Origin of the sequence: Tractidigestivibacter montrealensis, from assembly GCF_024741235.1 — a bacterium.
Taxonomy (GTDB): domain Bacteria; phylum Actinomycetota; class Coriobacteriia; order Coriobacteriales; family Atopobiaceae; genus Tractidigestivibacter; species Tractidigestivibacter montrealensis.
The window spans coordinates 96,469-116,193 of record NZ_JANSKA010000006.1; the positions used below are offsets into that span (position 1 = coordinate 96,469).

A 19,725-nucleotide genomic window follows, 5' to 3' on the forward strand; every position below is an offset into this window, starting at 1 on the left:
AGAATTCTCTTAAGTGTCTTTCAGACTCAATGGCCAGCCATTGAGACAAAGGAGGCCCATATGGACTGCTCAGTCAAGGTAATGAGGAGACCCGCGGGCTGCTCGCAACGATTGTCTCAATTGTCTGCGCAGCGGCGTTTGTCTTCCCCACGCTCGCGTTCGCAGAGGGAGGGACGGTAAAGGTCACCGGAAGTGATGCAACATACAGTTCGCTTACCGATGCCGCCGCTGCCGTCAAGGCCAATGGCACCAAGGGCGATATCACGTACACCGTAAGCGGTACGGCTGCGTTCGATGGCGGCAATGGCGGTGCGTACAACACGCTCGCGCCCGAGGGAGTTACCAGCGTCACCATCAAGGGCACCAACAACGCGCAGGTCAACCTCACCGGCAGCCATGAGGTGGTGCTTTATACCACGCCAAACGGCCGTGCCGATGGCGAGAATGGCGTCCCACTTTCTATGAGCGACCTCACCCTCAACGACAGGCGCCCAGAACTTTATGAGGCTGCTGGGGCTTGGGAGTTCTACTACCTTGGCAGTAACGCGGCCACACAGACCTTCACGAACGTCACATTCACCGAGGGCTACATGGTGGGAAGCGCCAGCAATCACCTCGACAGCTACCAGTCGGCAACGTTCAAGAACTGCACCTTTGGCATCGCGGATCCTAGCTACGAGAACGACGACAGCCTCGCTTCAAAGCGCCAGCACTATGAGCTCTGGCTCAGCGGGCAGGCCAAGGCAAGCGTCGACTCCTGCACGTTTACGCCCAACAACTACGGCGCAATCAAGGGGACCTACTCCAACACCTACCCGATGTACTACCCGAATTCCCACGTAGAGCTTTCGGTCACCAACAGCACGTTTAACGGCATTGGCCACCACCGCGTGGTGCACCTCGACGGTGTAGACGACATCAGCTTTACGAACAACACACTTACCAACTGCCTCACTAACAAGGACGGCTCCACCAAGCAGTTCATCGATGCCACGGTAGACAAGTCCAACGGCAAGGTCGCGGCAATCAACGCCGACTACTTTGGCGAGAACAAGAACAACAACACGATTCAGTACTCGCTCAAGCTTACGAAGGACGGCAAGGACGTAGAGGGCGCTCCCGCGTACTACCAGTACAACCAGACACTCGATTCGTACAGCGTTGGAGGCTACACCTACTCGCTCGATAATGGCGCCGCCTTTGTCGATGACGCAAGCCTGCTGCCCAAGGGTGCAAACACCGGCAGGTATGCCATCGATTCCGAGCACCACGTGTTCACCGCCAGCGCCCTCACGGGGGACGACAAGACAGCCATCGTGGTATCCAGCGCAGCTCCGCGCAGCTACGAGCTTGTGAAGCCCATGGCCATCAAGTACATCATCGCGTTCGACAAGAACGCTGATGACGCGACGGGAACCATGACCTCCCTCGACGCCGTCTACGACGCTGACGCAACGCTTGCGGCATGCGCGTTCTCTCGCAAGGGCTACACCTTCGCGGGCTGGAACACGAAGGCAGACGGAACGGGCAATGCCTACGCAGACGCCGCAACGGTCAAGAACCTAACCATCGAGAATGGCGCCACGGTCACGCTGTACGCGCAGTGGAAGCAGATCACGCACACCGTGACCTTCTCGGATCCCGATGGCAACACCTCGACGCCCGCCCAGACCGTCAACGATGGCGCTACGGCCACCGCGCCACAGGACCCCACCCGCGATGGCTACGCCTTCGACGGCTGGCTCCTCGACGGAGAGAAGTACGACTTCTCCAAGCCCGTCACCGAGGACATCACGCTGGTTGCAAAGTGGTCCAAGGTCACGCAGGAAGGCTCCCAGAACACGGAGCAGGGCACGGACGAGAAGTCCGAGCCTCCTGCAGCGCCCAAGCCCGCGCCCAATGCCCCTGCCGCGAAGGTTCCCAACACCTCCGACGCCACCATGCCCGTCTATGCGCTCGTTGCGCTCGTCGCCGGCGGAGCAGCGCTTGTCGTTATGAGTTCACGTAAGCGCAACCGCAGCTAGCTGCCCAGCCGATATACAAACGAACGGCCACAGCGGCCGGGTCGAATTATTTCGACCCGGCCGTTCTTCTCGCCCCCGACACGCCTCGACTCCGGGCTACGCAAGCGCGATTTTGCGAAAGCTACATTCAAGCTAACAACAAGACTCCTTACTAATATTTACAATGCTAAGTCCTCCTAAAGGTGTATGAGCGTCTGTATGTAGCCCCCGCATGGTCTTGAGGTCACCCATGAAGAGGACGTCATCTACCACCCACGGACACGAGGAACTGCGCCTTCACGCCTTGAGGCATGTTGGCCGAGGAGTGCTGGCGGTTCTTCTCGCCCTGCTCGCCGCTACCGCAATGCCAGTGGCAGCCCGCGCAGACAACACGGCAAGCGGAAGCCCGGTGAGCCCGCCTGCCTCGAGCGGGGCAACCGTTGCCACGGGTACCACCGCGCCATCTGTGGCCACACAGAGCGGCATCTCGGGAAAGCGCCTTACGTTGGCGCAGCTCACGGCACTGTGGCAGAGCCTGCCGGAGGAGCCTAACTCCGACGTTGCCTTTTCGACGCCTTCGGATACCACGTCGAGCGACACCGCGTACACCGCCGGCGTCCTGAGCGATGATGCGCTCGCGTACTCACAGGCCTACATCAACTTCATGCGCCAGCAGGCAGGACTTGACACCATCACGCTTGACTCCACGCTTAATGCCAACGCCGCGCAGGGAGCGCTAATCCTGGCAAAGCTCAACAAAGGACTCGATCACTTCCCATCCACGCCCGATAAAATCACCGACGCCCAAGCTAAGGCCGGCAAGTACGCCGTCTCGACAAGCAGCCTGTCAGAATCCCCGTCCTATGGGGGGCATTACAACTTCCTCATCAAGGCTATTGGTAGCTTTATGGATGATTCCGATTCCAGCAACCGCAAAATGATCGGCCACAGGCGTTGGCTGCTCAATCCTGGAGTCAAGCAGTTGGGCATAGGGGCCGCCGGAGTACCCATTGGAGAGTGGGACTGTTGGTACACTGCAGTGCGGGTGATGGATAACCCATGGAACGAGGAGCTTTACGACAGCTCCTACGGCACCACCAGCACAACAACAAGAAACGACTACGACTTTATCGCCTGGCCAGCCTCCGGTGACATGCTCGGCAGCGCGTTCGAACCTGGCACCCCATGGTCAATCACGCTCAACCCCGCAGAATACAGCACGCCCAGCGCCAGCTCCGTCAAGGTGACCGTCACCCGGGAGAGCGACGGCACTGTGTGGAACTTCAGCAGCGGCTCGACGCCAACCGGCGGCTTCTTCAATGTAGACACAAATTGGTATGCCGTTCCCAACGCCATCATCTTCGACCCCGGCAGCAGCAACGTTGGCTCCTCCTACGAAGGCACGTACCACGTGGATGTATCCGGGATTACCTCCAAGTCAGGCTCTGCCGTAACGCTGAGCTACGACGTCAATTTCTCATCGCCGAGCCAGCCGACCACGCCGGATAACCCAAGCCAGCCCAGCCAGCCCACGACACCCGACTCTGGAAACCAGCAGACCCAGACCGTGACCATGTACCGCCTGTACAACCAGTGGTCCGGCGAGCACCTCTTCACCGAGTCCTACGACGAGTACCAGTACCTCTGCTCCATCGGCTGGAGCGGCGAGGGCATCATGGCGTACTCCGACGACCAGCAGCGCGTGCCCATCTACCGGCTCTTCAACCGGTGGCTCACCCAGGGCACCCACCTCTACACCACGAGCTGGGATGAGTACTGCCAGCTTGGGGCTATCGGCTGGAATCAGGAGTCGATTGCCTTCTACGCCGTATCGAGGTAGTCGCGCAACAGAAGCCCAGTGTCTCTGTGCGCAGAGACACGCCCGTCAGCGTATCCGCTGGCGGGCGTTTTGCTGCAGCTACTTCCCCATAGGCCTGTACGAGCCCGTTAGACGCTTCCGGCGCCGCAGCTGCGCGACAAAGTTCGCGAGCAGCACGAGCATGCCGGCTGCCGCGCACGCGTAGCCCACAGGCACCAGCCAGAAGTCCTCGAGCAGCATGTCGCTCGCGTCCACGTAGCTCACTGAGTTCTCGGCCACCACGGCCAGCACCACCGCGACCACAATGAGCATCGCCCCCACAAGGGACATCGCGAGGCTCATGCGCATCCACCTGCCCTCACTGCCATCGCGGATGAGCTTGTCGGCCATGTCGTTCTTCTCGTCTGTCTTGTCTGCCATGCCTTCTCCTCCCAGGATGAGCTCGTCGAGGGAGACGCCAAACGTCTGGGACATGGCGATGACCACCTCGATGTCTGGCAGGTTGCGGCCGTTCTCCCAATTGGAGACCGCCTGCCGCGTCACCCCAAGGCGCGACGCGAACTGCTCCTGCGTGAGGCCCGCGCCGGTGCGCACGGCCTTGACCCTCTCGCCAAATTCCATCGGTTCCCCTCCCCTCCTGGGCCCAGCATCACCCGGGCGAAGACTCCGCTCAAGAAAGCATAGCTTGCATGGACAACAACGGCACGACAACAGAACTGTCGTGCCATCTACCAGTACGTTTGTCCCACACACTGCGCCAGAAGATGGTGACTCGATGTGCACGCGGGGAATCGCGTAAGCTAGTCCCTCGCACGTTTTCCCGTTGTTAGGAGCACCACTTCATGGCCAAGCGCCGCAGCACCACCGCATCAACCACTATCACTGCCGAGAAGGACCTCCCCACCCGCTTCGAGGACCTCGGCCTCTCCGATCGCGCCCTTGCCGCCGTGAGCGACATGGGCTATGAGGCGCCCACGCCAGTCCAGGCTGCCTCGATTCCCGTCATTCTCGCAGGTACCGATGTTATGGCCGCCGCGCAGACGGGCACCGGGAAGACGGCTGCCTTCCTGCTTCCCGCACTCGACCGCCTGGGCCACGCGCGCCACGGGCAGGGGCCGCTCATGCTCGTGGTCACGCCCACGCGCGAGCTTGCCGCCCAGATCGAGGAGGTCGCAAATGCCATCTGCGCCCGCACAGGGCACACGGCCACGGTCCTCGTGGGCGGCGTCTCCTACGAGCCGCAGCGCGCCGCGCTCCGCAAGGGATGCGACCTGGTGGTTGCCACGCCGGGACGCCTTATCGACCTCATCAACTCGGGAGACTGCAACCTCTCGCAGGTAGAGACCCTCGTTCTGGACGAGGCCGACCGCATGCTCGACATGGGCTTCCTGCCCGACATGCGCCGCATCGTGACCAAGACGCCGGCCTCACGCCAGACCCTGCTTTTCTCGGCAACGCTCTCCGATGACGTTCTGGACAACACAAAGTCGCTGGTCAACAACCCCGTGCGCATCGAAATAGCGCACAAGGGAACGGCCGCCGAGACGATTGACCAATACGTGCTGCCCATCTCGCACGAGGCCAAAAACGACGCCCTCATCGAGATCTTGCACCGCGAAGGCGCAGAGCGCGTGATTGTCTTTGTGCGCGGCAAGCACCGCGCCGACGCCGTCTGCCGGCACCTGCGCAAGGCAGGCATCGAGTGCGCCCCCATTCACGGCAACCGCAACCAGAACCAGCGTGCCAGCGCGCTGAGGCGCTTTGCCGACGGCGAGGTGGGCGTACTGGTGGCAACCGACGTCCTGGCACGCGGCATTGACATCCCCAACGTGGCATATGTGGTCAACCTCGACGTGCCCTCGGACGCCGAGGACTACATCCACCGCATTGGACGCACCGGACGCGCGGGCGAATATGGCTGGGCGCTCACCTTCGCCACGCCCGAGGAAGAATTCGACCTGCGCGACATCGAGCAGCTCATGGGCAAGAACATCCCCGTGTACCCCCGTGCGCAGGGCATCCCTTTGGGCGAGAAACCGCTGGTACTTGACCCCAATCGCACGCCCGCTGACCGTCTGCCTGGCAAGAAGGAGCGCAAGAAGCTGGTGGACGAGCGCCGCGAGGAGCGCATGGCCCGCACCGCGGAGATCGTGGCGAGCCGCTCCCAGCACCAGCGCAAGGCGCAACCAAAACGTACGGCCAGCAAGGGCCGGCCAGTCGAGAGCGCCATCCCGCCCGAGAAGCCCAATGCGGGCCGTCGCCGCGGAAAATCCGCCCCTCAGCAGCGTTCTCAGGCAGAGGGTCGAAATACAGCCGGCTGGGCAGGCAGGGAAAAGGGCCGACGCCATCCCGGCGACCACGGCGACATGCCGCGCCGCTAGGTCTCTCAGCAACGTTTGGGCAGCTGTCCTGCATCGAAACGCTTCTCGTTACACAAAAAATCGCTCCGTTGCGCCGAACTGCCTTTCGATGCAGCGTAATTATTTTAGAAGTTGTGACCACAACAGTTTGCTGCTCCTTACTCTCATATGCTGGCCCCGACAAACGGCGCTAGTCCGCAAAACACCACCACCCGCGGCTCGGCGCACCAGGCCAGACGGCCTGGCAAAGAGACCAGGAGCAACCATGAGCAAGATGCTTGACCTCAACAAGAGCGTCCACGACCTCGCCCAGGAATTCCCCGAGTTCACCCAGGTCATGGTGAGCCTAGGCTTTACGGACATCGCCACGCCCGCGGCGCTCAACACGGTTGGCCGCATGATGACCGTCCCGCGTGGGTGCTCCATCAAGGGCATCGCTCTAGACGACGCCGTGAAGGCGTTTGAGGCAGCCGGCTTCACGGTCAGGAGCGAGGGTGCCGGCGAAGGCTCGCCCGCCGCCGAAGTCGCGCCCAGGCTCGACACCGGCGCAGAGCAGCAGGTAGATGTCCCTCTCGGCGCAAAGGTCGAGGGCCTCGACGAGGCCGGCCGCGCCAAGCTCCTCGAGAGCTACATAGCGCGCCTCTCGTCCGGCGAGTCGCTCGAGGATGTGCGCGCCGACTTTGTCGCGAACTTCAGCGACGTGGACGCCGGCGAGATTGCCCGCGCCGAGCAGGGCCTCATTGAGGGCGGCGCGAAGATCGACGACGTCCAGCGCCTCTGCGACGTCCACTCCGCGCTGTTCCACGGCGCCACCCGCGAGGAGAAGATCGCCAATGCCGAGGAGGCGGTGATGGGCTCGCTCACGCAGGGCGCGGGGGACCTCAACACGAGGTTCCTCACCAACCTCCCCGGCCATCCCATGCACGTGTTCTCCCTCGAGAGCCAGGCCATCTCCGAGCAGATCGCCCGCACGCGCGCCGCGCTGGGCACCCCCGACGCCATGGACGAGCTGCGCACCCTCTCCCAACTGGGCGTCCACTACGCCAAGAAGGGCGACCTCCTCTACCCCGTCCTCAAGGTCCGCCACGGTTACTCCGGTCCCTCCGACGTCATGTGGGGCGTCGACGACGAGATTCGCGCCGAGCTGCACGCGCTTTTTGGCGCCAAGGAGCAGGACGCGGCCTGGCGCGAGCGCGCCGAGAAGGTCCTCACCCGCGCTGACGAGATGGTCTACAAGGAGGCAAACATCCTGCTGCCCCTGTGCGCCCAGAGCTTCTCGGGCGACGAGTGGCTCCAGATGTACGCCGACCTCAAGGGCTATGACCTGTGCCTCATTGAGGATGCCGGCACCTGGGGCGCGGGTGAGGAGTACTGCCATCAGCGCGCGACGGCAGCCGAGAAGGGCACGGACAACCAGGCTGACGCCGCGGGCGCGGTGCAGCTGCCCACCGGCCGCCTGACCCCCGCCCAGCTCGACGCAATGCTCAACACCATCCCGCTGGAGATTACCTTCGTCGACGACACCGATATCAACCGCTACTGGAACGACGACGGCGAGAAGAAGCTCTTCAAGCGCCCGTCTTCGGCGCTAGACCGCGAGGTCTGGAGCTGCCACCCGCCCAAGATCCAGGAGATGGTGCGCCATGTGATCGCCACGCTCAAGAGCGGTGAGCAGGACTCCGTCGACATCTGGATGGAGAAGGAGGGCGAGCCCGTGCTGGTGCGCTACATGGCCGTGCGCGACCGCGAGGGTTCTTACGTTGGCACCATGGAGGTGGTCCAGCGCATGGGGTTCGCGCGAGACCACTTCAAGGCATAGGCGTCGCGGGTTTTCCGCGCGTCACAAGATAAAACATCGAACCGTAAGATCAAAGGAGTAGCACATGAACGAGATCCAGAACGAGCTTGCCGGGGCCACCGTTGCCCTAGGCGCAACCATCACCGCGGCCATGGACGACGCGCCTGGCTTTGTCCCCTGTGGAACCCCCGCGCAGGTGGTTCTCGACGCGCTCAGCGCCGCCAGCGTGGCCGAGCCCGAGGCCAACCTGGAGCAGCGCGTCGCGCAGGTGCGCGGCTTCGTCGAGCACGTCTCCGGCCACCGCGGGGTGCCTGCCCACGTCGGAACGGACGTCGCGGCCCTCTCCCCTACCGGCAAGCAGCTTCTCGACGCGCTGTTTGGCTTTGCTGCCAGCGCAAACGCCGAGACCCTTTCGCCGGAGGACACCTCTTGGCTCTATCGCTCGCTGGCGGCCCTCGAGACCGGCGATGACGAGAAGGTCGGCGCGCAGCTCGCCGCAGCCGCGCGCGCCTAACCGAGGGAATCTCACGCACAAAGCCACGGCGCCCAGGCTAGTTTCTGGGCGCCGTTTTTCGTGAAAGAGCCATCCTGGCCGAATCGCGCATCTCCTAGAGTTGGCTCCTGCTGGCGTACGCGCCGCAGTGCTCGCATACAGAAAATAGGGATCCGGCGCGTGGTTTCCGCGAAACACAAAGACTACGTTGAAGCGGGATACCGGGCTGACGCATAAAAAGGTCCTATCGGACGGGAGTTTCGACCTCGCTGCATAAAAATGCTATATTGGACAGCGCTGTCTTGTAGTTATTATCAAACTTGAAACTAACCTTACATAATTTTGTATATTTATTACAAGATATTCCTGCTTATGCAAGTATAGTTTCTATATTGATATATGTTGCTGGAAGGCACCGTACGATAGAGCATTTTTGTGCAGCAAACTACCGAATCCCGTACGATAGAGCATTTTTGTACACGCGGAAGGGCACTGACGTTTACCAATCCTATTCGTTCATCCACTGACTACTGCATCTTGTGCTGTGAGAAACCCCGACCACAACCACTGGCATTTATTGTCACTAATCTGATAGCATATGTTCCCAACGGCGGGACAGGCCGGCTAACCGCTTCCAAGGCGGGAACACCACGCATCCAGCACGCCACCCGTCGCCAAACTCACACACACGGCTCCTACGCCGCAGATCGGGGATCACATGCAGGTAACCAAGCGAGACGGCCGCACAGAGGCCTACGACAGACAGAAAATCGCCCGCGCCATCGGCAAAGCACTCGCCGAGACGGGAGACCCCGTTGCCAGCGACGCGTCCGCGTTGGAGGCGCTCCTCTCACGAGTGGAGCAAGCCCTCGTCGCAACGGGCGCAACGGAGGTCGAGCAGATCCAGGACCTGGTAGAGCGCACGCTCATGGAAACCGGTCACTACGATGCGGCGAAGGCCTACATCCTCTACCGCCATCGCCGCGCGGAGCTGCGCGGCACCCGCCGCGCCATCTGCGCGCTGGCACTCGCCGAGCCCGCAGGCACCGGCGCCAGCCAGCCCGCCGGCGCATCCGGCGCCGCCCGCGACTTGGATGCCGTTCTCGCCAAGATCTCGCACGACTTCGACCCCGCCACCTACCCCCTCTCTGCGCTCGCAGCCAAGTTCCAGGGCTTCGCCAAGGCTTCGATGTCCGTCAATGAGCGAGAAAATGCGCTGGTACGTGCCGCAGTCGAGCTCACGACGCCAGAGGCTCCCGCCTGGGGCCTCATCGCCGGCCGGCTCCTCTCCTTTGTCGCCCAGCGCCGCCTTGCCAAGGAGGAGCAGGCCCGCGGACTGACCAGCCTCTACGACAAAATCCGCTACCTCACCGACCAGGGCCTCTACGGCAGCTACATCCTCGAGAACTACTCGCGCGAGGAGATTGGCCAGGCCGCCTCCTGGCTCGACCGCACGCGCGACGAGCTGCTTGACTACCCCGGCCTTGACCTGCTGCTCAAGCGCTACGTGATATGCAGCCACGACCACGTGCCCCTGGAGTCCCCGCAGGAGATGTTCATGGGCATCGCGCTGCACCTCGCCCTGCGCGAACGCCCGGAGGCACGCATGGAGTGGGTACACCGCTTCTACGACATGCTCAGCCAGCTCGAGGTCACCATGGCCACGCCCACCATGTCGAACGCGCGCAAGCCGCACCACCAGCTCTCGAGCTGCTTCATCGACACCGTCCCCGACAGCCTCGAGGGCATCTACCGTAGCGTGGACAACTTTGCCATGGTCTCGAAGTTTGGCGGCGGTATGGGCATGTACCTCGGAAAAGTCCGCGCCAAGGGAGGAAGCATCCGCGGCTTCGAGGGTGCGGCGGGCGGCGTGGTGCGCTGGATCCGCGTGATCAACGACACCGCTGTGGCCGTGGACCAGCTCGGCGTGCGCGCAGGCGCCGTGGCCGTCTACCTGGACGCCTGGCACCGCGACCTGCCGGAGTTCCTGCAGCTACGCACCAACAACGGCGATGACCGCATGAAGGCGCACGACGTCTTCCCGGCCGTCTGCTACCCAGACCTCTTCTGGCGCATGGCCGAGCAGGACCTCGACCAGGCCTGGCACCTCATGTGCCCCCACGACATCCTCACGGTGAAGGGCTACGCGCTGGAGGACTACTTTGGCGAGGAGTGGGAGCGTCGCTACCTCGAGTGCGTTGCCGACCCGCGCATCCCCAAGCGCACCGTCACCGTGAAGGACGTCGTGCGCCTAGTGCTGCGCAGCGCCGTCGAGACGGGCACGCCGTTCGCGTTCATGCGCGACACCGTGAACCGCGCTAACCCCAACCCGCACGCAGGGATGATCTACTGCTCAAACCTCTGCACCGAGATTGCCCAGAACACGAGCGAGATCCAGAGCGTCTCGCAGGAGGTCGTGACCAAGGACGGCGACACCGTAGTGGTGACCACCACACGCCCCGGCGACTTTGTGGTGTGCAACCTCGCAAGCCTCTCGCTGGGCCGCCTGCCCGTCGAGGACGACGCCCGCCTTGCTCGCACCGTACAGACTGTCGTGCGTGCCCTTGACAACGTGATCGACCTCAACTTCTACGCCCTCCCCTATGCCAAGGTCACCAACAGGCGCTACCGCTCGGTTGGCCTGGGCGTCTCGGGCTACCACCACATGCTGGCCAAGCGCGGCATCATGTGGGAGAGCGAGGAGCACCTGCACTTTGCCGATGACGTCTTCGAGCGCATCAACTGCCACGCCATCGAGGCTTCCTGCCAGCTGGCCGAGGAGCGCGGCGCGTACGAGAAGTTCGATGGCTCGGACTGGCAGACAGGAGCATACTTCGAGAAGCGCGGCTACACGTCGCCAGCGTGGCGCGAGCTCGCCGCGCGCGTTGCCGCCTGCGGAATGCGCAACGCGTACCTGCTCGCCGTGGCCCCCACCAGCTCGACCTCAATCGTTGCCGGCACCACGGCCGGGCTCGACCCCGTGATGCGCAAGTTCTTCCTCGAGGAGAAGAAGGGCTCCATGCTGCCGCGCGTGGCGCCCGAGCTCTCGCCCAAGACCTGGTGGTACTACAAGCCGGCGCACATGATCGATCAGACGTGGAGCATGCGCGCCGCGGGTGTGCGACAGCGCCACATCGACCAGGCGCAGTCCGTGAACCTCTACATCACCAACGAGTACACCATGCGGCAGGTGCTCGACCTCTACCTCGAGGCCTGGCGCGACGGCGTCAAGACCGTCTACTACGTGCGCAGCAAATCGCTCGAGGTAGAGGAGTGCGAGAGCTGCTCCAGCTAGCGGCCCGCAACCCACTGCCCACAGACACACGAAAGGAAGCCCATGCAGCAGGAACTTGGCACGCGCCTCTCGCCCAAGGCGCTCTTCAACCCCAACGGCGACACCGACGTGCGCGCACGGCGCCTCATTGGTGGCAACACCACCAACCTCAACGACTTCAACAACGTGAAGTACGCCTGGACCACAGACTGGTACCGCCAGGCCATGAACAACTTTTGGATCCCCGAAGAGATCAACCTCTCGCAGGACGTGAAGGACTACCCCAACCTCCTGCCCGCCGAGCGCACCGCGTATGACAAGATCCTCTCGTTTCTCGTCTTCCTGGACTCGCTGCAAACGGCCAACCTGCCCAGCATTGGCGAGTTCATCACGGCAAACGAGGTCAACCTGTGCCTGCACATCCAGACCTTCCAGGAGTGCGTGCACTCGCAGAGCTACTCGTACATGCTTGACACCATCTGCAGTCCCGAGCAACGCAACGACATCCTCTACCAGTGGAAGACCGACGAGCACCTGCTGGCGAGAAACACGTTCATCGGCAACCTCTACAACGAGTTCCAGGAGCGCCAGGACGCGCCGACCCTCCTGCGCGTGATGATGGCGAACTTCATCCTTGAGGGTGTGTACTTCTACTCGGGGTTCATGTTCTTCTACAACCTAGCTCGCAACGGCAAGATGCCCGGAAGCGCGCAGGAGATCCGCTACATCAACCGCGACGAGAACACACACCTGTGGCTGTTCCGCAACATGATCTTGGAGCTCCAGCGAGAGGAACCGCAGCTCTTCTCGTCCAAGGCGGTCGACGACCTGCGGCAGATGCTCGAGGAGGGCGTTCGCCAGGAGGTCGCGTGGGGCCAGTACGTGATTGGCAACGAGATTCCCGGCCTCACGGGACAGCAGGTGAGCGACTACATCCACTACCTGGGTAACCTTCGCTGGAGCTCGCTGGGGATGGGGCAGCTCTACCCGGAGTTTGCCGAGGAACCGGCAGACATGGCCTGGGTCTCGCAGTACAGCAACGCCAACATGGTGAAGACGGACTTCTTCGAGGCGCGCTCGACCGCGTACGCAAAGTCAACGGCCCTGGTGGACGACCTGTAGTGGCGCGGCCGCTTGCGCGGCACCGCCGTCGCAGCACGCCGCCTATAGGTTGTGCTTCTTCAGCTTCTGCTCGAAGATCCCGTTCACGATCTGGCTCAGCTGCTCGCGCGCGTCAGCCGGCAGCTCGCCCTCCTGCGCCGCGACGGCGTAGAGGTCCGGGTGCTCAAGCTCGATCTTCTCGAACGTCTTGCTCAGTGCGTGCTTGCGCACGAAGAACGGAATCCGCTTCACGCTCTCCTCGGGCACCAGCGCCAGAATCTTCTAGTTAGCGACCTTGCTGCTCGACGAGCCAATCGGTCCGACTTCCTGCTCCGCCATGTATTTCCCTTCTCGAAGTGACCGGAGCCATTCTATCCGCACGAGACAAACGCTATACCGCAGCCCACAATTCCACGGCGGCTCCACGCGCGAGGGGGCGCAGCGCGCGTGCTCCGTTACCATGGGAGCAGCAAATCAAGCAGAGGAGACCCATGCCAAACGAGGACCACGCAAAGGCAAAGACGCACGTCAGGCTCCGTCGCGTAGCGCTGGGACTGCTCGCGGCGCTCGCGATCGTAGTGGTCGCCTTTCTCGCCTACGCAAGCACCTACTCTCGAGCGACTGCGCGTGCGGAGGCTGCGCTCGCAGGCAGCGACTCCGTCCGCGTGACAGCAACCGCAAACGGTTACCTCTTTGATGGGCCTGGCACAGAGGACGCGCTGGTGTTCTATCCCGGCGGCAAGGTCCAGTGCGAGGCCTACGCAGCCCAGCTAGAAAGCATCGCCGAGAAGGGAACGGACGTGTTTCTCGTGCGCATGCCGCTCAACTTTGCGTTTCTCGACATTGAACGCCGCGGACTCCATCATTGGCAGTGGCGAGTACCACTACAGCCACTGGTACGTGGGCGGTCACTCCCTTGGTGGCGCGATGGCCGCCGTCTACGCCGCCGACCACACCAGAGAGCTTGACGGGCTGGTGGTTCTCGCCGCGTACCCCACCAAGAGCCTGCGCGCGTCGGGCTTTAGGATGCTGAGCGTCTACGGCTCTGAGGACGGCGAGACAGACAAGCTGCAATCCCACGCGGACCTGCGGCCGGACGACTACGCGGAGCTTGTGATCGAGGGCGGCAACCATGCGCAGTTTGGCGACTACGGCGCGCAGGACGGCGACGGAGTTGCCACGATAAGCGTCGAGGAGCAGCAGGAGCTCACCGCAAACGCCGTGGCCGCGTTCACGCAGAGCGAGTAGGGCCAAGCAGGGCGCTTGTCTCCCCTACCGCCGCGCCCGACCCTCCAGCACCAGCATCACGGCGCCGAGCAGCACAATCGCCACGCCGCTGATGCCAAACCACGCGCTCACGCCAAGGACCTCCGCAACGGGCGAAGCCACGGCAAGGCCAATGGGCGTCGAGATCATCGAGACGATCTGGAACGCCGAGAAGGCCCTGCCAAGCTTCTCGGGCGCGATGCTCTTCTGCATGTACGCCACGATTGGCACGTCGTAGCAGGTCGCGGTTGCCCCCATCGCGCCGCAGAGAACAACAAACGCCACCCAGCCGCCAAAGCTCCGGGGCAGCAGCCCCGAGGCAAGGCAGGTCGCGCCCAGCGCCACCGTCGCCCAGAAGGACGCGCGAACTTCGTTCTTGAGGTTGGCCTTCGCAACCGCAATGCCCGCCACCAGCATCCCCAGCGCCCAGCTCATCTCAACGAGGCTCCCCTCGAAGGCCCCAAGCCCAAAATAGTCGCTGGTCATGAGCGGATAGAAGGACGAGAGCGGCATGAAGAACACCATGAACACGAGAAGGGAGACTATGACCTGCGTGAGCACGCGGTCCTCCCAGAAGACCGAGAGGCCATCGCGAAGCTCGCGGACGGGGTGGAGCTTGGGGCGCTCCCCCTCCGCACGGTGGTCAGGCACGGGAACAATGCCCAGCGTGACGGCGGCGACCACCGCGCCAACGAGGTCCGTCACCAGGATGAGCGCCAGCGGGAACGCCGCAAAGAGCGCGCCGCCAACAACGGGGCCAAGGATATAGGAGGCGCTGCTTATGGCCTGCGCCATGCCGCCGGCCTCAACAAGGGACTCGGGGGGCACGATCTGCGGTACCATCGCCTGCATCGCGGGAGCCTGGAACGAGGTCGCTGCCGCACGGGCGGCGAGAAGCGCGATCACCGCGGCGACCGAGACGCCCCACGAGCCCATTGCCAGCGCAAACGCCGTCGCCATGATGCCCGCGGCAAGGTCCGCCGCAATGCAGACGCGCTTTCGGTTGTGGCGGTCTGCCGCGATGCCGGCCGCAGGCGAGAGAATCGCGCCGGGCAGGAACGCCGCGAGGCCCGCAAGTCCCATCGCGGCGGGCGACGCCGTTTCCTGCGCAAGGAACCAGACCAGCGCAAACTGTACCGCTGAGCTCCCCACCTGCGAGACGGCCTGACCCGCAAGGATGGTGTAGTAGCGGCGCCGCCACGCGGGGTTAGGGCGCACGGCAGCCTGAGGGCCCTTGGTTTCCTGGTTATCCACGTCGAGGCTCCGTCCTTCTCGCCAGAACGAAAATGGGGCTGGACTATAGCACGCGAGCGCGAGGGTGTCTAGGGACCGTCACTCGCACAAGGTGGTGCGCACCGCTGCCACGGGGGTACCATAAAGCCGTTTGTCACCGTTACGTTTGGAGGCACATGGACGAGCTCACACTTGAGGAACGCGGACAAATGATCGTCGGCGCCTGCCTAGGCGAGAAGAGCACCAGCCCCTACGAGATCTTCCGCAACGTCGCGTGCAGGGACTTCGTCCGCATGCATGGGCCCGAGCACCACGTTCTTGACGGCGCGGCCGTGCTCACCGCATACCACAACGCCGGCGGTAACGTTGACCTTCCCGCGGCGCTCAACGAGCTCATGTCGCGCGGCCTGCAGATGCCCGGCGCCATGTGCGGCCGTTGGGGCGTGTGCGGTGCCACGGCATCTGTGGGAGCTGCACTCTCAATTCTGGAGACGACCGGCCCGCTCACGAGCGACGACTCGTGGGGCAGCCACATGGCCTACACGTCCCGCGCACTCGAGGCGCTCTCGCGCATTGGCGGGCCGCGGTGCTGCAAGCGCGATGCGTACATCTCGCTGGAAACCGCCGTCGACTACATCCGCGAGCGCTTTGGCATACGCCTCGAAAAGGACGACATCCACTGCGAGTTCCACCCGCAGAACGCCCAGTGCCTGGGCGAGCGATGCCCGTTCTTCCCTGCAAGCAGAGGGTAAGCGCGGGCACGAAGCGACCAAGCCCTGTCTGCCATTACCAAGGTGGACGAGATGTTCCGTCTCCAGCGCACAAAAACGCTCTATCGGACGGAGATCTTGGCATCTCTGCATAACAAGGTGCTATCGGACGGCGGTGCCTCAGAGATAATATCAAGTAAGCAACTACGCTTGCATCTTTTAGTATGTTTTAAAATAAATATGCATGTTCATGCAATCGTAGTTAATGCTTTGATGTCGCGGCGTCAAAGGCACCGTCCGATAGAACACTTTTGTGCACAAACTCTCGATTCCCCGTCCGATAGGGCACTTTTATGCGACGAACATGCCCCTGCTGCCGTTTCTACGACCAAAATCGATAAGTGCAAGGGCCATTGTGGCTGTATCGTCTAAAGTAAACTGTATTTAACTTATCCAGGAGAGCCGGGACGCTCCGCACGACGCCGCAGCGAAAGGACCGCAGATGCAACAGGTAGACGTAGTCGAGAAGCGCAAGCGCATCCGCGTGGTCATACGCTGGGCAGGCCCGCGCATGCTCTTCGTGCATCCCACGCTCGCGGTCAGGCACCTCGTCACCTCGCCGCCATGGCAGAGAAAGCCGCAACCCGCCAAGTAACCGCCGTCACTCGTCCATAATGGGCTCAACGAAAAAACACCCGGGGCCAGCACCCCGCCAGCGGAAGGCGAATCATGAACGACTTCATTTTCCAGTCCCCCACACGCTTTGTGTTTGGCCGCGGCTATGCCGACAAGGTTGGCGAGGAGGTCGCCGCACTTGGGGCCAAGCGCGTCCTTCTGGTGTACGGCGGCGGCTCCGTGGTACGCACAGGGCTTCTCGCCCGCGTGACCTCCTCGCTCGAGGCCGCCGGCGTCGCCCACGTGGAGCTCCCCGGCGTGCGCCCCAACCCCGAGGTTGGCCTGGTGCGCAAGGGCATCGAGCTTGCGCGCGCCGAGAAGGTCGACCTCGTCTTGGCCGTTGGCGGCGGCTCGGTGATCGACTGCTCCAAGGCCATCGCGTTTGGCACGCCCCACCAGGGCGACGTTTGGGACTTCTTCTCGAAGAAGGCAAGCATCGGCGCGTGCCTGCCCGTTGCGTGCGTGCTCACCATTCCCGCCGCGGGCTCCGAGGCCTCAGCCTCCTGCGTCATCAGCAACGACGCGCTCAACCTCAAGCGCGGCGTCAACGGCGACGTCTTCCGTCCGCGCGTGGCAATCCTCGACCCCGAGGTCACCTTCACGCTGCCGCAGTACCAGACGGCAGCCGGCGCGGTGGACATCATCTGCCACATCTGCGAGCGCTTCTTCAGCTCAGCCGGCCCCGTCCCCGTGACGGACAACATCGCGTGCGGCATCATTCGCGCGGTGATCGACGCGGCGAACACCGTGGCTGAGAAGCCCGACGACTACGACGCCCGCGCCACCATCATGTGGTCTGGCACGCTTGCCCACAACGACCTCTGCGGGTGCGGCCGCGCATCCGCGCCGGAGAAGCGCGCCGGCGGCTGGGAGAGCCACGGCCTGGAGCACGAGATCTCTGCGCACCGCCCCGAGGTCACGCACGGCGCTGGCCTGGCCGTTATTCTCCCCGCCTGGATGCGCTACGTCTGGCGCTCGAACCCAGAGCGCTTCCTGGCATTTGCGCGGGGCGTCTTTGACGTGGAGCCGGTGGACGAGACGGACGAGGCCACCGAAGACGCCATCACCTACGCCATCGACGAGCTGCAGCGTTTCTTCGTTGGCCTGGGCATGCCGCGGACGCTCGCCGACCTTGGCCTTGCGCCGGAGGAGGTCGACGGCTGGCTGGAGACCCTGCGCCAGAACAAGGGCGAGCGCTTTGGCGAACTTAGGCCGCTGACCATGGACGACGCGCGCGCAATCTACCTCTCGGCGTTCTAGCGGCGCCGGACGCGGCCGGACCCTACGCGTTCTTCTCGACAAACCGACGCCAGCAGGCGTCTGCCTCGGCGGCCGCGCGCTCCTCGTCGATGCCCACAAGGTGTCCGCCCTGCATGACGGTCCTGCCGGCAACAACGGTGCGGTCCACCGGCCCGCGCCAGCCCACCACGGCCAGCACAGCCTTGGGGTCCTTCATCGCACCCGTGAGCTCCAGCCGGTTGGCGTCGATCATGAAGAGGTCCGCCGCCTTGCCGCTGGCCAGCTGCCCGATCTCCGGGCGGCCAAGCACCCGCGCTCCCCCGCGCGTGGCAATCTTGAGCATGTCGTAGCCGGTGGGCGCGTTGTAACTCTCGTTGAGGCGGTGGAGCAGGAAGCCCACGCGCATCTCCTCCAGCAGGCTGGAGCCGTCGTTGCTTGCCGAGCCGTCGACCCCCAGCCCCACGGGGATCCCCAGCCTGAGCATATCGCCCACGTGCGCAACGCCCGAGGACAGCTTCATATTTGATATGGGGCAGTGCGCCACGCCCGTACCCGTCTGCGCAAGGACGCGCAGCTCGTCATCGTTAAAGTGGATGCCATGCGCAAACCACACGTCGGGGCCCACCCAGCCGACGGACTCCATGTACGCCAGAGGGCGCATGCCCGTTGCCTCGATGGTGAAGCGCTCCTCGTCCAGGGTCTCGCACAGGTGGGTGTGCAGGCGCACGCCCAGCGAGCGGCCCAACTTGGCGGACTCTACCAGCAGGTCCTTGGTCACGGAGAACGGCGAGCACGGCGCCAGCACCACCTGTCGCATCGAGAAGGGCGCCGGATCGTGGAACTTCTCGACCGTGCGCTGGGAGTCGGCGAGAATGGCGTCCACGCTCTGAACCACGGAGTCGGGTGGCAGGCCGCCGTCCTTCTTGCTGAGCGACATCGACCCGCGTGAGACGATCATGCGCGCGCCGATCTGCGAGGCCGCGTCGAACTCCGCCTCCATGAGGCCGTCCACGCCGTTGGGGAACACGTAGTGGTGGTCGAAGCAGGTGGTGCAGCCGCCCTTCACCAGCTCGCCGAGGGCGGAGTAGGTGGCGTAGCGCATGACCTCGGGGTCGATGTTCTTCCAGTACTCGTAGAGCGTGGTGAGCCAGGGGAACAGCTCGAGGTTCTGGACCTCGGGGTAGTTGCGCGTGAAGATCTGGTAGAAGTGGTGGTGCGTGTTCACGAGGCCGGGGTAGACGACCTTGCCGCGCGCGTCGATGACCTCGTCGGCGACGGACGGCGCCGCAGCGACGTTCGCGCCGGTGGGGCCCACGTAGGTGATGACGCCATCTGTTGCGAGAAGGTCCGCGTGGGTGAACACGCGGACCGCATCGTCGCAGGTAACAATGGTGTCGGCATTCTTTACAAGCAGCGTTCCCATTCCAGTTCCTCTCGTCCAAAGAGACCAACTGGGCGCCCATGCGCCCAGCCAACGCCCGGCGTGCTGCCGGGACGTTGCCAAGGCGATGGGGGGTGCCACATGCTCGGCCGAGGGCCGCCGGAATCCCATCCGCTTGTTGCTTTGAGGGGATTGTAGCGCGCGGGCGCGACCTTCGCGCGACGGGTTCTGTTGCAACTGCAACATAGAGAGGCTCGCATGCCCGCGCTCCCGAGGAGCATTGCACAAAAATCGACATTGACGGCCCAATTTCGAGGTTCCGCCTAGTATCACCCCAGAGATGCCATTTCCCTACCTGCGGCTCCGTAAAAAG

The 19,725-nt window shown here is 63.5% G+C and carries 17 protein-coding genes; 12 read left to right on the top strand and 5 right to left on the bottom strand.

The window, feature by feature from the left end; translation table 11 throughout:
* Positions 1–116: 116 nt before the first annotated feature.
* Positions 117–398 (bottom strand): hypothetical protein, encoded by a 282-nt coding sequence (locus tag NVS32_RS09285; protein ID WP_258499562.1) that lies wholly within the window; start codon positions 396–398, stop codon positions 117–119.
* Between the two features lie 63 nt (positions 399–461).
* Here NVS32_RS09285 and NVS32_RS09290 point away from each other — a divergent pair, with 63 nt between their 5' ends.
* Both NVS32_RS09290 and NVS32_RS09295 read left to right on the top strand, forming a co-directional pair.
* Positions 462–2,024, top strand: a complete 1,563-nt coding sequence (locus NVS32_RS09290) for an InlB B-repeat-containing protein (protein ID WP_258499563.1) — start codon at positions 462–464, stop codon at positions 2,022–2,024.
* Positions 2,025–2,253: 229 nt separating this feature from the next.
* The gene (locus NVS32_RS09295) at positions 2,254–3,843 is read left to right on the top strand and encodes a CAP domain-containing protein (RefSeq protein WP_258499564.1); all 1,590 of its coding nucleotides are present in this window, start codon (positions 2,254–2,256) and stop codon (positions 3,841–3,843) included.
* Positions 3,844–3,921: 78 nt separating this feature from the next.
* Here NVS32_RS09295 and NVS32_RS09300 read toward each other — a convergent pair whose 3' ends face one another.
* Positions 3,922–4,443 (bottom strand): helix-turn-helix domain-containing protein, encoded by a 522-nt coding sequence (locus NVS32_RS09300; RefSeq protein WP_258499565.1) that lies wholly within the window; start codon positions 4,441–4,443, stop codon positions 3,922–3,924.
* Positions 4,444–4,664: 221 nt separating this feature from the next.
* Here NVS32_RS09300 and NVS32_RS09305 point away from each other — a divergent pair, with 221 nt between their 5' ends.
* From NVS32_RS09305 to NVS32_RS09325, 5 genes are all read left to right on the top strand, one after another.
* On the top strand, positions 4,665–6,203 hold the full coding sequence (locus NVS32_RS09305) for a DEAD/DEAH box helicase (RefSeq protein ID WP_258499566.1): 1,539 nt from the start codon (positions 4,665–4,667) through the stop codon (positions 6,201–6,203).
* Between the two features lie 244 nt (positions 6,204–6,447).
* Complete coding sequence (locus tag NVS32_RS09310; protein ID WP_258499567.1) at positions 6,448–8,001, top strand: DUF438 domain-containing protein; 1,554 nt, start codon at positions 6,448–6,450, stop codon at positions 7,999–8,001.
* A 64-nt stretch (positions 8,002–8,065) separates the two neighbouring features.
* Entirely contained in the window at positions 8,066–8,494 is a 429-nt protein-coding gene (locus tag NVS32_RS09315) for a hypothetical protein (protein ID WP_258499568.1), read from the top strand.
* A gap of 697 nt (positions 8,495–9,191) precedes the next feature.
* Positions 9,192–11,768, top strand: coding sequence for a ribonucleoside-diphosphate reductase subunit alpha (locus NVS32_RS09320; protein ID WP_258499570.1), 2,577 nt, complete (start codon positions 9,192–9,194; stop codon positions 11,766–11,768).
* 42 nt (positions 11,769–11,810) lie between these two features.
* The gene (locus NVS32_RS09325; protein WP_117651697.1) at positions 11,811–12,869 is read left to right on the top strand and encodes a ribonucleotide-diphosphate reductase subunit beta; all 1,059 of its coding nucleotides are present in this window, start codon (positions 11,811–11,813) and stop codon (positions 12,867–12,869) included.
* A 42-nt stretch (positions 12,870–12,911) separates the two neighbouring features.
* Here the strand turns inward: NVS32_RS09325 and NVS32_RS09330 are convergent, their stop codons facing one another.
* Positions 12,912–13,115 carry a hypothetical protein gene (locus tag NVS32_RS09330; protein ID WP_258499571.1) on the bottom strand — a complete coding sequence of 68 codons (204 nt, stop codon included), beginning with the start codon at positions 13,113–13,115 and terminating at the stop codon, positions 12,912–12,914.
* Positions 13,116–13,339: 224 nt separating this feature from the next.
* Here NVS32_RS09330 and NVS32_RS09335 point away from each other — a divergent pair, with 224 nt between their 5' ends.
* Together NVS32_RS09335 and NVS32_RS09340 are read left to right on the top strand one after the other, a co-directional pair.
* Positions 13,340–13,816 (top strand): alpha/beta hydrolase, encoded by a 477-nt coding sequence (locus NVS32_RS09335; protein ID WP_258499572.1) that lies wholly within the window; start codon positions 13,340–13,342, stop codon positions 13,814–13,816.
* The gene (locus tag NVS32_RS09340) at positions 13,749–14,096 is read left to right on the top strand and encodes an alpha/beta hydrolase (RefSeq protein ID WP_258499573.1); all 348 of its coding nucleotides are present in this window, start codon (positions 13,749–13,751) and stop codon (positions 14,094–14,096) included. The genes NVS32_RS09335 and NVS32_RS09340 overlap by 68 nt, the downstream gene beginning before the upstream one ends.
* A 24-nt stretch (positions 14,097–14,120) precedes the next feature.
* Here NVS32_RS09340 and NVS32_RS09345 read toward each other — a convergent pair whose 3' ends face one another.
* On the bottom strand, positions 14,121–15,368 hold the full coding sequence (locus NVS32_RS09345) for an MFS transporter (protein ID WP_258499574.1): 1,248 nt from the start codon (positions 15,366–15,368) through the stop codon (positions 14,121–14,123).
* Positions 15,369–15,523: 155 nt separating this feature from the next.
* Here NVS32_RS09345 and NVS32_RS09350 point away from each other — a divergent pair, with 155 nt between their 5' ends.
* From NVS32_RS09350 to NVS32_RS09360, 3 genes are all read left to right on the top strand, one after another.
* Positions 15,524–16,099 carry a DUF5714 domain-containing protein gene (locus NVS32_RS09350; RefSeq protein ID WP_258499575.1) on the top strand — a complete coding sequence of 192 codons (576 nt, stop codon included), beginning with the start codon at positions 15,524–15,526 and terminating at the stop codon, positions 16,097–16,099.
* Positions 16,100–16,559: 460 nt separating this feature from the next.
* Positions 16,560–16,712, top strand: a complete 153-nt coding sequence (locus NVS32_RS09355; protein WP_258499576.1) for a nitrous oxide-stimulated promoter family protein — start codon at positions 16,560–16,562, stop codon at positions 16,710–16,712.
* 74 nt (positions 16,713–16,786) lie between these two features.
* On the top strand, positions 16,787–17,992 hold the full coding sequence (locus NVS32_RS09360) for an iron-containing alcohol dehydrogenase (protein ID WP_258499577.1): 1,206 nt from the start codon (positions 16,787–16,789) through the stop codon (positions 17,990–17,992).
* A 22-nt stretch (positions 17,993–18,014) separates the two neighbouring features.
* Here the strand turns inward: NVS32_RS09360 and NVS32_RS09365 are convergent, their stop codons facing one another.
* Positions 18,015–19,394 (bottom strand): 8-oxoguanine deaminase, encoded by a 1,380-nt coding sequence (locus tag NVS32_RS09365; RefSeq protein WP_258499578.1) that lies wholly within the window; start codon positions 19,392–19,394, stop codon positions 18,015–18,017.
* Between the last annotated feature and the right edge of the window lie 331 nt (positions 19,395–19,725).